Source organism: Halopenitus malekzadehii (assembly GCF_900108505.1).
Classification (GTDB): domain Archaea; phylum Halobacteriota; class Halobacteria; order Halobacteriales; family Haloferacaceae; genus Halopenitus; species Halopenitus malekzadehii.
This window is the reverse complement of sequence record NZ_FNWU01000001.1, coordinates 168,212-182,398: the sequence shown is the minus strand read 5'-3', so window position 1 is coordinate 182,398 and position 14,187 is coordinate 168,212. Positions and strand designations below refer to the sequence as shown.

General features: G+C 65.3%; 16 protein-coding genes. 5 read left to right on the top strand and 11 right to left on the bottom strand.

What is annotated here, in order from left to right:
- Nucleotides 1–33: 33 nt before the first annotated feature.
- Complete coding sequence (trxA, locus tag BLW38_RS00920; RefSeq protein WP_092813022.1) at nucleotides 34–309, bottom strand: thioredoxin; 276 nt, start codon at nucleotides 307–309, stop codon at nucleotides 34–36.
- 118 nt (nucleotides 310–427) lie between these two features.
- Here trxA and BLW38_RS00915 point away from each other — a divergent pair, with 118 nt between their 5' ends.
- The 4 genes from BLW38_RS00915 to prf1 all read left to right on the top strand — a co-directional run bounded on the left by BLW38_RS00915 (nucleotide 428) and on the right by prf1 (nucleotide 3,003).
- Nucleotides 428–589 (top strand): preprotein translocase subunit Sec61beta, encoded by a 162-nt coding sequence (locus BLW38_RS00915; protein ID WP_092813019.1) that lies wholly within the window; start codon nucleotides 428–430, stop codon nucleotides 587–589.
- Nucleotides 590–689: 100 nt separating this feature from the next.
- Entirely contained in the window at nucleotides 690–1,283 is a 594-nt protein-coding gene (gene pdxT / locus BLW38_RS00910; RefSeq protein WP_092815417.1) for a pyridoxal 5'-phosphate synthase glutaminase subunit PdxT, read from the top strand.
- Nucleotides 1,280–1,621: a phosphoribosyl-ATP diphosphatase gene (locus BLW38_RS00905; protein WP_092813016.1), complete on the top strand. Its 342-nt coding sequence runs from the start codon at nucleotides 1,280–1,282 to the stop codon at nucleotides 1,619–1,621. The genes pdxT and BLW38_RS00905 overlap by 4 nt, the downstream gene beginning before the upstream one ends.
- A 131-nt stretch (nucleotides 1,622–1,752) precedes the next feature.
- On the top strand, nucleotides 1,753–3,003 hold the full coding sequence (prf1, locus tag BLW38_RS00900; RefSeq protein WP_092813013.1) for a peptide chain release factor aRF-1: 1,251 nt from the start codon (nucleotides 1,753–1,755) through the stop codon (nucleotides 3,001–3,003).
- Between the two features lie 34 nt (nucleotides 3,004–3,037).
- Here the strand turns inward: prf1 and BLW38_RS00895 are convergent, their stop codons facing one another.
- The 10 genes from BLW38_RS00895 to ahaH all read right to left on the bottom strand — a co-directional run bounded on the left by BLW38_RS00895 (nucleotide 3,038) and on the right by ahaH (nucleotide 12,592).
- Nucleotides 3,038–3,418, bottom strand: coding sequence for a DUF6276 family protein (locus BLW38_RS00895; protein WP_092813010.1), 381 nt, complete (start codon nucleotides 3,416–3,418; stop codon nucleotides 3,038–3,040).
- A 111-nt stretch (nucleotides 3,419–3,529) separates the two neighbouring features.
- Entirely contained in the window at nucleotides 3,530–4,213 is a 684-nt protein-coding gene (locus tag BLW38_RS00890) for a V-type ATP synthase subunit D (protein WP_092813007.1), read from the bottom strand.
- Between the two features lie 248 nt (nucleotides 4,214–4,461).
- The gene (locus BLW38_RS00885; protein WP_092812995.1) at nucleotides 4,462–5,880 is read right to left on the bottom strand and encodes a V-type ATP synthase subunit B; all 1,419 of its coding nucleotides are present in this window, start codon (nucleotides 5,878–5,880) and stop codon (nucleotides 4,462–4,464) included.
- Nucleotides 5,881–5,882: 2 nt separating this feature from the next.
- Nucleotides 5,883–7,655 (bottom strand): ATP synthase subunit A, encoded by a 1,773-nt coding sequence (locus BLW38_RS00880; RefSeq protein WP_092812992.1) that lies wholly within the window; start codon nucleotides 7,653–7,655, stop codon nucleotides 5,883–5,885.
- A gap of 1 nt (nucleotide 7,656) precedes the next feature.
- Entirely contained in the window at nucleotides 7,657–7,986 is a 330-nt protein-coding gene (locus BLW38_RS00875) for a V-type ATP synthase subunit F (protein WP_092812989.1), read from the bottom strand.
- Nucleotides 7,983–9,029: a V-type ATP synthase subunit C gene (locus tag BLW38_RS00870; RefSeq protein WP_092812986.1), complete on the bottom strand. Its 1,047-nt coding sequence runs from the start codon at nucleotides 9,027–9,029 to the stop codon at nucleotides 7,983–7,985. The genes BLW38_RS00875 and BLW38_RS00870 overlap by 4 nt, the downstream gene beginning before the upstream one ends.
- Nucleotides 9,026–9,604 (bottom strand): V-type ATP synthase subunit E, encoded by a 579-nt coding sequence (locus BLW38_RS00865; RefSeq protein WP_092812983.1) that lies wholly within the window; start codon nucleotides 9,602–9,604, stop codon nucleotides 9,026–9,028. The genes BLW38_RS00870 and BLW38_RS00865 overlap by 4 nt, the downstream gene beginning before the upstream one ends.
- Before the next feature lie 22 nt (nucleotides 9,605–9,626).
- Nucleotides 9,627–9,881: a hypothetical protein gene (locus BLW38_RS00860; RefSeq protein ID WP_092812980.1), complete on the bottom strand. Its 255-nt coding sequence runs from the start codon at nucleotides 9,879–9,881 to the stop codon at nucleotides 9,627–9,629.
- A gap of 235 nt (nucleotides 9,882–10,116) precedes the next feature.
- Nucleotides 10,117–12,255 (bottom strand): V-type ATP synthase subunit I, encoded by a 2,139-nt coding sequence (locus BLW38_RS00855; protein WP_092812977.1) that lies wholly within the window; start codon nucleotides 12,253–12,255, stop codon nucleotides 10,117–10,119.
- 4 nt (nucleotides 12,256–12,259) lie between these two features.
- Nucleotides 12,260–12,592: an ATP synthase archaeal subunit H gene (ahaH, locus tag BLW38_RS00850; RefSeq protein ID WP_092812974.1), complete on the bottom strand. Its 333-nt coding sequence runs from the start codon at nucleotides 12,590–12,592 to the stop codon at nucleotides 12,260–12,262.
- 151 nt (nucleotides 12,593–12,743) lie between these two features.
- On the opposite strand from ahaH, the gene BLW38_RS00845 reads away from it, so the two are divergent.
- Entirely contained in the window at nucleotides 12,744–14,186 is a 1,443-nt protein-coding gene (locus BLW38_RS00845; RefSeq protein WP_092812971.1) for a nucleotide-binding protein, read from the top strand.
- The last annotated feature ends 1 nt before the right edge of the window (nucleotide 14,187 follow it).

The window sequence follows — 14,187 nt, the reverse complement described above, 5'->3', positions numbered from 1 at the left end:
CCGTTGTGGAGACGCGACCCGGAGCGGAAACGATTACGCCGCGGCGGTGGCCTGGGAGATGGCGTCCTCGAGGTCTTCCTTCTGGGTGACCCCGACGAACCGGTCGACGACGCCGTCGTCGGATTCGACGATGAGCGTGGGCAGGGATCGAACCTGGTACTGGTTCGCGACGTCCTGCTGTTCGTCGACGTCGATCTTCTGCAGTTCGAAGGCATCACCCAACTCCTCCTGCAGTTCTTCGAGGATCGGGTCCTGAGTCTTACACGGGCCGCACCAGTCGGCGTGGAAATCGAGGAGTCGAACAGTCATACTACGCTACCGATGGGTTGTGCCGGCGTGCGCATAAGGGTTACTCACGCGGCACGTTTGTAACCCGTGTGGCGACCGTGTCGAAACGTTTACGCGAGTGGCCACCGGAGGAACGGCTATGAGCAGCGGTCAAAACTCCGGCGGACTGATGTCCAGCGCGGGACTGGTCCGGTATTTCGACTCCGAAGGCCGGGACGCGATCAGGATCGATCCGAAAACGGTCATCGCCTTCGCGGTCCTGTTCGGCGTGCTCGTCCAGCTCGTCTCGCTGATGGTCTGAGCGGTCGAGCTCGAACGGTCACAACACGCACACCCGGGTGGAATCGACGCAGGCGGCCGAGAACGCGCCCTTTTTGAAAGCCGCACGCGCAGTGATCAGTATGAAAGCAGGCGTCCTCGCCGTCCAAGGCGACGTGTCGGAACACGCCGCGGCGATCCGGCGTGCGGCCGCTGCCCACGACGAACCGGCTGCGGTCGTCGAGGTCCGGGAGTCGGGAGTCCTCCCGGACTGTGACGTCCTCCTGTGCCCGGGCGGGGAGTCGACGACGATCTCACGACTGATCCATCGTGAGGGGATCGCAACGGAGATCCGCGACCACGTCACCGCCGAGAAACCCGTGCTCGCGACGTGTGCCGGGCTCATCGTGCTCTCACGGGACGCCAAGGACGACCGCGTCGAGACGCTCGGGCTGATCGACGCGACCGTCGACCGGAACGCGTTCGGCAGACAGGCGGACTCCTTCGAGGCGCCGCTCGCGGTGGACGGTCTCGCCGATCCCTTCCACGCGGTTTTCATTCGTGCGCCACTCATCGATGCGGTCGACGAGGGCGTCGAAGTGCTGGCGAGCTGGGAGGACCGGCCCGTCCTCGTTCGGGACGGGCCGATCGTCGGCTGCTCGTTCCACCCCGAGCTAACCGATGACCCACGGGTCCACGACCTGGCGTTCTTCCCGGAGCTGGAGGCGGGCGTATGAGCGACGATCCGGGACGCGGCAAGGGGTCGACCGGGGCCGACGCGGACGTCGACGACGACGTCCTCGACGAGCTGTGTGCGACGATCGAACAGCGAAAACGGGAGCTCCCCGAAGGGTCGTACACCGCCTCGCTGTTCACCCATGAGAAGGGGGAGAACGCGGTTCTCGAGAAGCTCGGCGAGGAAACCACTGAGACGATCCTCGCGGCCAAGGACGACGACGAGGCGGAGCTGCTCTATGAGAGCGCGGATCTCGTCTACCACCTGCTCGTCCTCCTCGAGATGAAGGACCTCGACGTCGATGACCTCCGGGAGGAGCTCGCGTCGCGGTTCGGCTAGCCGAACACGGTCAGACGAGCGTGGGGATACGCTGACGCCGATCCCGCTTCGGCGCGGAAGGAGGGCCGGACCGTGCCCCGAGAACGGGCAGGTCAAAGCATACTTACCGCCAGCGCGGCGATGACTACCCAATGAGTACAGAGACGGAGGGGACGACCGAGGACCGGCGGAAATACGAGTTCCGCAAGGTCATCGAGGAGCTCCAGGAGTACGAGGGCTCCGGCACCCAGCTCGTCACGATCTACATCCCCGAGGACAAACAGATCTCCGACGTCGTCGCCCACGTGACCCAGGAACACAGCGAGGCATCGAACATCAAGTCCAAACAGACCCGGACGAACGTGCAGGACGCTCTGACCAGTATCAAGGACCGGCTCCGGTATTACGACACCTTCCCTCCGGAGAACGGGATCGTCATTTTCTCGGGCGCCGTCGACTCCGGCGGCGGTCGAACGGAGATGGTGACGAAGACGCTCGAGTCGCCGCCGGACCCGATCGAGTCGTTCCGGTATCACTGTGACTCGGACTTCCTCACCGAACCGCTCGAGCATATGCTCGCGGATAAGGGCCTGTTCGGGCTCATCGTCCTCGACCGCCGGGAGGCCAACGTCGGCTGGCTGAAGGGGAAACGCGTCGAGCCCGTCAAGTCCGCCTCCTCGCTCGTGCCGGGCAAGCAGCGAAAGGGTGGCCAGTCCGCACAGCGGTTCGCCCGCCTCCGGCTCGAGGCGATCGACAACTTCTACCAGGAGGTCGCGGAGATGGCGAACGACCTCTTCGTCCCGAAACGGCACGAGTTGGACGGGATCCTCGTCGGCGGCCCCTCCCCGACGAAGGACGAGTTCCTCGACGGCGATTATCTCCACCACGAGCTCCAGGACACGGTCCTCGGCAAGTTCGACGTCTCCTACACCGACGAATCCGGCCTCTACGACCTCGTCGACGCCGGACAGGAGGCGCTTGCTGACCAGGCGATCGTCGAGGACAAGAACCTGATGGAGGAGTTCTTCGAGAACCTCCACACCGGCGAGAAGGCGACCTACGGCTTCGAGCAGACCCGACGGAACCTGATCATGGGATCGGTCGACCGCCTCCTCCTCTCGGAGGACCTTCGGTCCGACGTCGTGGTCTACGAGTGTCCAAATGGCCACGAGGAGTTCGAGGTGGTCGACAGCCGCCACTCCACCCCGGACCACGAGTGTGCCGAGTGTGGCGAGGAGGCAGCCGTTCAGGAGCGTGAGGACGTCATCGAGCATCTGATGGCGATCGCCGAACAGCGCGGCACCGAGACCAAGTTCATCTCCACGGACTTCGAGAAGGGCGAGCAGCTGCTGGACGCCTTCGGCGGGACCGCCGGCCTCCTCCGGTATTCGACCGGCGTCTAGACTCGACGATCCCCCTTCGACGGTCGAGTCCCGGCTAGAGAAACTCGTCAACCTGTTCCATTCGTCTCGACACGTCGAAATGCGGGTTCGGGACCGTATCCGCCAGCCGGTCGAGCGTCAGATAGACGTCGACGCCCGCGACTTCTGCATACTCGAACAGCTCGACGATCGCCGGGCGGTGGAGCGCCAGCGAGCCGAGATTGCCACAGGCGAGCAGAAACGCCACGCCGCCGTCGCCGTCCGGGATCGACTCGTCGACGGCGCTCGGAGTGGCTGGCTCGGCGGCACCGGCGTCGATCGGCTGCACGCGGAGACAGTCGCGACAGACAGCCACCGTCTCCGAACCGGCGTGATCACGCAGGTCGGCGGGGACTCGGAGCGTGACGCGGTCGCCCCCACAGTCGGGACAGGACATACGGGATCGGTGGGGACTGAGCGACGATAAAAGGACGCAGGATCGAAACCGGAAGCGAACGCGGAAACCGAACCGGAAGCGAGCGCGAACCCAAACGACGGGGCAGGCGCCTCAGTCCGCGGAAACCGCTTCGGCGGCTGCATCCGACTCGGCCTCGGCCTCCGCTTCCTCCTCCTCCTTTTTCGCTTTGATCTTCTTGAGACGGAAGATCTCCTCGCGCTCCTGCTCCTCGAGTTTCTGTTCGATGTATTCCTGGTTCTCATAGAGCTGCGGGAGGAGCGTGAACTCGAGGGCGTTGACGCGGCGTTTGGTCGTCTCGATCTCCTCGAGCATCTTCTTCATCGCCGTCTCGACCTCGGCCGCGAGGATGATCGTCTCGAGCAGTTCCTCGTAGGCATCGGCGGCCTCGTCGATCCGTGCCGAGGAGCCGAGCAGACCGTAACCGCGCTCGTCGAGCGACTTCTGCACCTTCGAGGACTCGATCTGGGGGACCACGACGCCCATAATGTTCTTCGACTGGGTCGTGATCTCCGGGTGTTCCTTCAGCGCCGCGGCCGCACCGCGGACCGCCACGTCGCCCTCCATCGCCCGCGCCATATCGATCTTGCGCTGGGCGGTCTCGTAATCCTCACCCAGGTCGGATCGAACGTCCTGTGCCTGATCGAGGATGTCCATGAACTCCATAATGAGGCCGTCCCGCTTCTGTTCGAGGGTATCGTGGCCCCGCTCGGAGAGCTGGATGCGATCCTCGATCGCCATGAGGTTCTTCCGAGTGGGTTTGACGTCCTTGGCCATCTGTTGGCGGGAGATTGCTCCCGCAGGAGGTTAATAGTTGTCTGTTCGGATCGTCACGATGGCGTGTGAACCGGGGTTCCGCAGGCTCCTCGGTACCCGTGGTGGCCGCAGTCGCTACCCACTTAGCGCAGCCGCTATCGGAGTGTTCATCGGCGTCGTCGGGGGAGACAATGACGGACTTCGGATGACCGTTTCCGGCGTGAAAGAAGCCCGAAACGGGCGGCGTCTCGGCAAAAGCGGAGTGCGGATTAGTCAGCCGCTTCGACGATCTCGCGCTCGGAGTCGTCCTCGCGGTAGTACTCCTCTATGAACTCCTCGTCGACGCGGTTGAGCGCGTCCTTCGGGAGCATCGACAGGAGGTCCCAGCCGATCTCCAGCGTCTCCTCGATGGTGCGGTTCTGGTCGAAGCCTTGGTCGACGAACTCCGACTCGAAGGCGTCCGCGAAGTCGAGGTACTTGTTGTCGAGCTCCGAGAGCGCCTCGCGACCGACGATGTTCACGAGGTCGCGAAGGTCCTCGCCCTCCGCATACGCCGCGAACATCTGGTCTTTCGCGTCGGCGTGGTCCTCACGGGTGAGTCCCTCGCCGATGCCGTCGTCCATCAGCCGCGAGAGACTGGGAAGCACGTTGATCGGCGGCTGCAGGCCCTGGCTGTTCAGGTCGGGATCGACGTAGATCTGCCCCTCGGTGATGTAGCCGGTCAGGTCCGGGATCGGGTGCGTGTCGTCGTCGCCCGGCATCGTGAGGATCGGGATCTGGGTGACCGACCCCTCTCGGCCCTCGATCCGGCCGGCGCGCTCGTAGAGCTGCGCCAGGTCGGTGTACATGTATCCGGGGTAGCCACGTCGGCCCGGAACCTCCTCGCGAGCCGCGCCGATCTCCCGGAGCGCCTCGCAGTAGTTCGTCATATCCGTCAGAATGACGAGGACGTGGTAGTCCTTCTCGAAGGCGAGGTATTCGGCGGTGGTGAGAACCATCCGCGGCGTGACCGTCCGCTCGACGGCGGGGTCGTCCGCGAGGTTCATGAAGACGACCGATCGCTCGAGCGCGCCCGTGCGCTCGAAGTCCTGCATGAATTCGTTGGCCTCCTCCTGAGTGATACCCATCGCGCCGAAGATAACGGCGAACTCGGAACCGTCCTCGCCGTCCTCCTCCTCCTCCGGCACGGACGCCTGCCGCGCGATCTGCATCGCAAGTTCGCTGTGCGGCTGGCCGGAGCTCGAGAAGATCGGCAGCTTCTGGCCGCGGACGAGCGTGTTCATCCCGTCGATCGCGGAGACGCCCGTCTCGATGAACTCCTCGGGATACTCCCGGGAGTAGGGGTTGATCGCCGCGCCGACGATGTCCTGACGCTCCTCGGGGACGATCTCCGGACCGCCGTCGATCGGCCGGCCGGATCCGTCGAGCACCCGCCCGAGGAGGTCCTCGGTGACGGGCATCTTCATCGTCTCGCCCAGGAAGCGGACGGACGCGTTCTGGTCGATGCCGCTCGTGCCCTCGAACACCTGGATGGCCACGAGGCCCTCCGAGGATTCGAGCACCTGGCCGCGCAGGGTGTCGCCCTGGGCCGTCTCGATCTCGACGATCTCGTCGTACCCGATCGCCTCGTCGACCTCGGCGTACACCAGCGGGCCGCTGATCTCGGTGATTGTTTGGTACTCTTTCATTGTTAGTAGAGGCTCCGGAGTTCCTTGGTGATCTCGGCCTTGAGATCCTCGATGTACTCCTCGTAGTCCTCCTGCACGCCGATCCGGTTGATCTTTGGAGCGGACTCGACGTCAATGATCTCCTCGATCGGAACGCCCGCTTCAAGCGCGGCGAACGCTTCGTCGTTGAACGTCTCGATCGTCGTCAACATAAGGTACGTCTTCTCCGGCGGACAGTAGGTGTCGACCGGGTGGAAGGCGTTCTGCTGGAGGTACGCCTCACGGAGGTAGCGAGCGACCTCGAGGGTCAACTGCTGGTCCTCCGGGAGCGCGTCCTTGCCGACGAGCTGGACGATCTCCTGGAGTTCGGTCTCCTCGTCGAGCACGTCGACGGCCCACTGGCGCTTGTCGGGCCAGTCCTCGGCGACCTCCTCCTGGAACCAGGGGTCGAGCTGGTCTTTGTACAGCGAGTAGGACTCGTTCCAGTTGATCGACGGGAAGTGACGGCGCTCCGCCAGGTCCGCATCGAGCGCCCAGAACGTCTTCACGATGCGCAGCGTGTTCTGGGTGACCGGCTCGGAGAAGTCCCCGCCGGGCGGGCTCACCGCACCGATCGCCGAGACGGATCCCTCCGTCCCGTTGATGTTCTCGAAGTAGCCGGCGCGCTCGTAGAACTGTGCGAGCCGGGCGGCGAGGTACGCAGGGTACCCCTCCTCGCCGGGCATCTCCTCGAGCCGGGAGGAAATCTCGCGCATCGCCTCCGCCCACCGCGAGGTGGAGTCGGCCATCAGTGCGACGTCGTAGCCCATATCGCGGTAGTACTCCGCGATCGTGATGCCCGTGTAGATACAGGATTCACGCGCCGCAACGGGCATATTCGACGTGTTCGCGATGAGCGAGGTTCGGGCCATCAGCGGGTTGCCGTTGGCCGGGTCCTCCAGTTCGGGGAAGTCCTCGATGACCTCGGTCATCTCGTTGCCGCGCTCGCCACAGCCGACGTAGACGATGATGTCGGCGTCGGCGTACTTCGCGAGCTGGTGCTGGGTGACCGTCTTCCCGGAGCCGAACGGTCCCGGAATCGCGGCCGTCCCGCCCTTCGCGATCGGGAACAGGCCGTCGAGGATGCGCTGGCCCGACACGAGCGGCTGTCGAGGCGTCTGCTTCTCGACGGTGGGCCGTGCCTCACGGACCGGCCACTCCTGACGCATCGTGACCTCGACGCCGTTCGACAGCTCGGCGACGGTCTCGGTCACGTCGAATGAACCGGCCTCGATCGCAACGACTTCCGCGGTCTCGTCCTCCTCGACGGCGTCCGGCGGCACCATCACCTTGTGGTCGATGGTGACCGTCTCCTCGACGACGCCGACGACGTCGCCGCGGGCGACCTCGTCACCCTCCTCGACGGTCGGCTCGAACTCCCATTTCTCGTCGAGGTCGATGCCGGGGGCGTCGACGCCGCGGTCGAGATAGGGGCTGTCCATCTTACCCTCCAGCACGTCCAGGGGACGCTGGACGCCGTCGTAGATGGCGTCGAGCATTCCCGGACCCAGGTCGACCGACAGCGGCTCGCCCGTGTTCTCGACGGGTTCACCGGGGCCGACGCCGGAGGTCTCTTCGTACACCTGAATGGTCGTGATGTTGCCCTCGATCTCGATGACTTCACCCATAAGCCCTTCGTCGCCGACGTAGACGACGTCGTTCATACGGGCGTTGAGGTCGCGGGCACTCACGACCGGACCGCTCACGCTCTGGATGACACCGTTGTCGGTGGTCTCCGTGGATTCTGCTTTGCTCATATTAGTCGTCCTCTTCCATCAGGTCGATCCCGATGGCTCGTTTGATCTGGTCGCGCAGCCCGCCCCCGCCGGCGCCCGACGCGCCGAGCGTGACCAGGACGGGCTCGATGCTGCCTTCGACGCGCTTTCGAACGCCACGCGAGAGGTGCGAGAGGTCGTCCTCGTGCATCACGATGATGCCGACCCCCTCGTCCTCAAGCGTTCGTTCGACCGCATCGTCGAGCTCCTCGTCCTTTCGATCGTCCGGCACGTTCTCGAATGCCCGGACGCCGGCCAGACGGAACCCCGTGGTGAACTCGGGGCTGCCGATGACGGCGATCTCTTGGCTCATAGTATCACCAGTTCCTCCTCGATCTCCGCGTCACTCAGACCGGCCTCCTTCCCGCGGGAGATCGCCCGAATGTTCTGCACCTCGCGCTCCTTGGCGAGGATGTAGGAGATGACGGGCGTCACCGAGACGGGGTGAATGGTACCGAGCTGATCACCGTAGGCCAGCAGTGCCGCATCGGTCGCGTGTTCGAACGCGATGAGACTGTCGGCGTCCTCGAGCTCGCGCAGCGCGGGACCGAGGTCGTCCGCGTACTGGCTCTCGGCGATGTATTCGACGAGCTCGTCCAGGTTCCGGGCGAGCCGGGCGAGCGTGTCGCGGGTGAAGAGGTCGCCGCCGTCGATGAAGTACTCGGCGGGGTCGATGTCGGCACCCGATCGGGCGAGCCGAAGGGCGTTCCGCGCGTTGCGGAAGTCGATCTCGGCCGTCAGGAACGCCTCGTACTGGCGGGTCGGTTCGTCGCGGCCGAGTCCCGACAGCAGGTGGTCGTAGAACGTCCGGTCGACGGCGTTCTCGAGCGGCACGAGGATGCCGGACTCCTCGTAGTCGGCGTAAGCCTCCTCGAGGGCCGGCCCGTAGATCGTGTCATCGAGGGCTTCGATGACGCCCTCGATCGATTCCGCCTCGAGGAGCCGACGGATGCGCCGGTCGTCGAACTCGCCGGCACGGATGAGGTCGACCTCGATCTCCTCGGTGGACGCGCCGACGTAGACCCCACGAATGATGGTCTTGACGTTTCGAGCGTCGAACTTCCGGAGGTATCGGGCGATGAGGTCGTAGAGACGCCCCTCGCTCCAGTCGAGGATCCCCTCGAACTGCTTTGCGAGGTTGCGGTTGAGCGTGTACTCGATCAGGTCCACGCCGCCGTGGCGGCTGCCGAGCGCATTGATCTCCGCTTCGTAGGTCGACTCCTCCATGAAGCGGGCGATCTCGGCCGGCCCCATCCGGGTGAGCTTGCGATACTCCTCGTCGCTGTACAGCTTGCCGCGGCGGGCGCGAACCCTCGCCACGACGTACTCCGGGTTCGAGCTGCCGACGGCACTCATTGGTCGAACAGTCGCTCCGAGAGGTTCTTGAGCTCGTCGTCCCAGACGTCCTCCAGGACGGAGTCGAAGGTGTTGTTCACGCGAACGCGGGAGGTGTCGCTCTCGCCGACGACGCCGCCGAGACAGTCGACGGGCTCGCCGACCGTGGCGTCGCGGCCGTCGACGAGTTCCTCGAGGAGATCGATGTCCGCCTCGCGAGTGGCGACGACGACCTCCTGGTCGTCATCGAACTCCGCGAGCGTCGCCGCAAGCAGCGTCTCGGTGAGATCGTGGCGGCGATCGCCATCGAGCTCGTCGATCGCCGTCTCGACGTCCTCGCGGACGTCCTCCAGGACGTCACGGCGAGCACTGAGGCGCTCCTGTTTGGCCTCGAGTTTGGCCGACGAGAGCGTCTGTTCGCGCTCCCGTTCGATCTCCCGTTCGGCCTCCGCGAGCTTCTGGTCGCGGATGCGCTCGGCGTCGGCCTCGGCCTCGGCGATGATCTCCTCGGCCTCCGCGTCGGCCTCCTCGCGGATCTCCTCCGCACGCGCGCGGGCCTCTTCTCGTATGTCCTCAACGACGGTGTCCAAACTCATTGGTTGGAAAGAGGGGGGCTGGTTAGACCAGGAAAACGACGACCAGCGCGAGGATAACGAGCGTTTCAGGCAGCACCGTCAGGATGAGGCCGTTCGTAAACAGCCCCTCGTCCTCGGCCATCGCGCCGACGGCCGCGGATCCGATACCACGTTCCGCATAGCCCGCGCCGAGCGCCGCGAGACCGACCGCGAGTGCGGCGGCGGCGGACGGGTTCGTGAGCGTGCCTTGACCTTCCTGCAGTACGACGTTCCCGAGTTCGCTGGTAGCTTCAAACATTGGTAGTAGTTGTGGGTGCTCGTCTCCGAACAGTTCGTATTCCCCCTACTGGAGACATAAAACTTCCCAAAACGAACGACGAAAACGACCGCGAGAACCGCTCAAAGCGACGGTTGTGAGGAATACACACACCGAGGTGTGGCCGGGGAACACCGATCGACGCGAAAGAACGCCCTCGATCGACGGAACGTCGTGCCCCACCGATGGAAGGGCCCGACGGGCGGCCGACGATCGACTACTCGTTCGCGGTGTACTCCCGGTCGTAGCCGAACGGGGAGTACGCCTCGCCGCCGCCCTCGTAGAACTTGCCGAAGAACTCGACGTACTCGAGACGCACGCCCTGAATGCCCGCGGACGTGATTCCGAGCAGAAGCACGACGATGTGCCCGACGATCGCGACGAGTACGCCGACGACGAGCCCGACGATCGGCATCTCGGCGGAGGTCGTCAGTCCCGCGAAGACGAGCTCGTAGGAGTCCGGATGGTTCTGCACGTACTCGAGATGACTCGGTGTGAAGATGAAGTGGAAGCTCCCCTCACCGCTTTCACCGATGTACGCGCCGAACGCCAGCAGGTTCACGGCCAGCGCCATCCCACCCTTTGCGAGCAGCACGGCCATGATCCGGGCGTAGGAGACGACGTTGACGATCGGCGAGAGCACCTCGACGAGCTCTGCGGGTTCGCCGATGGCCAACAGTAGGGCACCGACGCCCGCAAGCGCTAGCCCGAGGTACCCGACGACGACCGGGAAGCCGGAGAACTCGACGGTGCCGAGCGTGAGCACGGCTATCGAGTCGAAGAGGAACGCCGGCTTCGGCCCGGCGACGTGCTGGCTGAAGATCCAGAGCCACGCGCCGTTGAGCAACAGCAGCCACGAGCCGCCCTCATAGAGCGCGTGCTCGAGGTCGTGGAGCCGGTAGTTATTCAGGAACGACAGGACGAACCCGACGTTCAGGTGCAGGATGCCGAACAGCACGCTGAGCACGAGCCAGCTCAGCGCCCACTCGGTCGCGCCGGGACCGAGTCCCTTCGAGATCGCCCAGTGTTCGAACCCGAAGTGGGGGTAGGCGTGGTACCCGAAGATGTCGAATCCGTAGTAGACGCCGAACAGCATCGTGAACAGACCGGCCCAGATGGCGATCGCGCCCATCTCGCGGATCGTTCCCTCGAAGGACTTGTACAGGAAGACGCCGATGCCCGCATAGAGGACGCCGTACCCGAGGTCCCCGATCATGAAGCCGAACATGAGCGGGAACGTGAGGAAGACGAGCAGCGTCGGGTCGAACTCGGCGTACTGCGGCCGACCGAAGCTCTTCACGAGCAGCTCGAACGGCCCGGCGATGTCGCCGTTGTTCTGGACGACCGGCGGCGTGTCCTCGCTCGTCTCGTGGCCGCCGTCGGTGGCGGCTTCGTGGCCCTCGGCGTCGACGGCCTCGGTGTGATGGTCCCCATCCGGGGTGAACTCGGCCCGCTCGATCTCCTCGACGTCGGCGTGGTCGCCGACCGCGTCGTCGATGGCGTCAGCGAACTCCTCGACCGTCGATGTCGGGATCCAGCCCTCGGCGATGAAGGCGTTCTCCGTCGTCGCGAACGAGAGCGGCGCCTGCTTCTGCTCGGCCTCGATGGTGAGCTGCTCTTCGGCGCGCAGGAGGAAGCTGGCGGCCTCCTCCCTGACCGAATCCAGCTCCGTCTCGACGTCCTCGAGGTCGGCCGCTATCTCGCGCTTTTCGGCCGCGAGATCGTCAACGTACTCGGTCGGGCTCGTCTCGGCCTCGGGGACCTCGAGCAGGGCGATGTCCACGCCGACGAGGGCGTCCTGCAGGACGCCCTCGTCAGCCCCCTCGGCGGGATACGCGAAGGCCGCGACGACCCCGTTGCCCGAGAAGACCTCGAAGGCTCGGATGCCGTCGGCCGCGGCGAGCACGTCCTCGACGGGGTCGGCTTTCGCCTCGCCAACCACGACCTCGAGGGTGTCGTAGCCGCGGAGCAGGTCAAGGTCGATCCCGAGCTCCGCGAACGGTTCCATCCGGTCGATCTCCTCCTGATGATCACGGACGCGGTCGCGGAGCTCATCGCGCCGGTCGGTGAGCTCGTTGACGCGCTCGCGGACGTCCACGAGTTCCGCCTCGAGTTCCTCGTCGTCGAGGACGCCCGTCGGCCCGGCATCCTCGTCGTCGACCTCGAGGATGCTCTCGAGGGATCGGACGGTGACGAGGCGGTCGTTAACCTCCTCGGCGCCCTCGAGGGAGTCACCCGGTTTGAACCCCTCGTGGGTACCGTCGTAGTCGGTGACGTGCAGCGAGTGATGTTCATAGGCCGTCTCGATGACGTCGTCGATGACGCGCTTGGAGCCCGTCACCGACACCTTGCTCATCCGCTCAGGCCTGAGCATTCACCGCCTCCTCGAACCGGTCGATCGCGTAGTCGACCGCCTCGTCGATGCGGTCCCGTGCATCCGACTCGAGGGCATCTCGATCGGCGCGTCCGTCTTCGAGTATTTCCTCACGCCGGGACTCGATCTCTTCGCGAGCGGCGTCGAGCCGCTCGTCGGCCTCCGCGGACGCCTCCGCCTCGGCCGTCGAGCGGATCTCTTCCGCCCGCTCACGGGCCTCGGCGAGGGTTTCCTCGGCGTCGGCTTCCGCCTCGGCGATGATGTCGTCCGCCTCGCGTTCGGCCTCCGTCACTCGTTCGAGCACCTCTGGTCTCGGCATACTCACTAATCGTCAGAAGTTCCAGTAGCGACGTATAAGGTGTTTGCGAAAGCCATCGGCAGCTACGGGGTCACCTCTCCGTCCGTAGTCCGTGGTGTCGTCGGCCACGTCCTCGCGTACTTTTAAGTATTCACTGCCGGTCCAACGAGGTATGGCAACGGTGTATGCGATCGCCTCGGCGAAGGGCGGCGTCGGAAAGACGACGACGGCGGCGTCGATCGCGACGCTCCTTGCGGACGGATCGGAGGCAGTCGTGGCGATCGACGCCGACCTCGGGATGGCAAACCTCGCCGGCGCACTCGGGATCACGGTCAAGGGCGAGACGATCCACGACGTGCTTGCCGGCCGTGCGGATCCCGAAGACGCGGCTCAGGAGGGCCCGCACGGCCTTCGGGTCCTTCCGGGGCAAACCGACCTGGACGCGTACGCCGAGGCGGATCCCGCCCGTCTCGGCGACGTCGTCGACGCGTTCGATGACGCCGACTACGTGATCCTGGATGCCGGCGCGGGGCTCTCACACGACTCGGCGCTGCCGCTGGGTATCGCCGATCGAACGCTGCTCGTGTCGACCCCCGAACGGGAAGCGCTGCGGGATACGGCGAAAACAGGCGAACTGACCGATCGGCTCGGCGGGCGGGTCGACGGCGCAGTTATCACGCGCGTCGATCCCGACGACCCCCACGGGCACGATGACCTGATCGTTTCCCACCTCGACGTGCCGATCCACGAACGGATCCCGGAGGACGACGCCGTCGCGACAGCGGTCACAGCAAGCGAACCGCTCGTCACGTTCGCACCGACGGCGCCCGCAACGCGAGCGTATCGGACGCTAACCGAACAGCTCACGGGAGTGTCGATTCCGGATCCGGAACCGACTGAATCCACCGCAGTCGAGGAGATGGTCGAGTCCGCCGCGGTCGGAGACACGTCCGAGTCCACCACAAGCGGAGAGACGAGTGATCCTGATCCGGGGATCGATGCCGACGGCTCGACGCCGGAACCCGCGGATGGGTCCACCCCCGACGTCGAGATGACGACTGGCGATCTCACGGACAGGGATCGGGAGAGAGGCACCCGGGACGTGGATGCGGACGGGGAGATCATCGGTCAACAGGACCCACCGACGATCCGCGATGCCGAGGGAGACGCCGTCGATGACGCACCTGGAACGGATGGGGCGGACGAAGCAGATACCGTGGACGAACCGGATACCGTGGACGAAGCGGATACCGCGGACGAAGCGAGCGAGACGGATGAAGCGGATACCGCGGACAAAGTGGATACCGCGGACGACGCCGACGACGAGAGAGGACGGGAATCGACCGTCGACGCAACGGCCGACGTCGATACGGACACCGACACCGACGTCGGAAGCGTCCCGTTCCGTGATGACGACGGGCGTGAGCCGGAACGGGGGGCAAACACGGCCGCCGAGGACGGTGCAAGCGACACGAACCGGGTCGCCGCTCACACTGGTGGAGAGGCGGACGTGGACGGATCGACGGTGAACGACGACCGATCCCGGAGCGAGGACGGGGCCGATGACGACGAGGACGACGACCGGGGGTTCTTCGGCCGGCTCTTCGGTCGGTGAC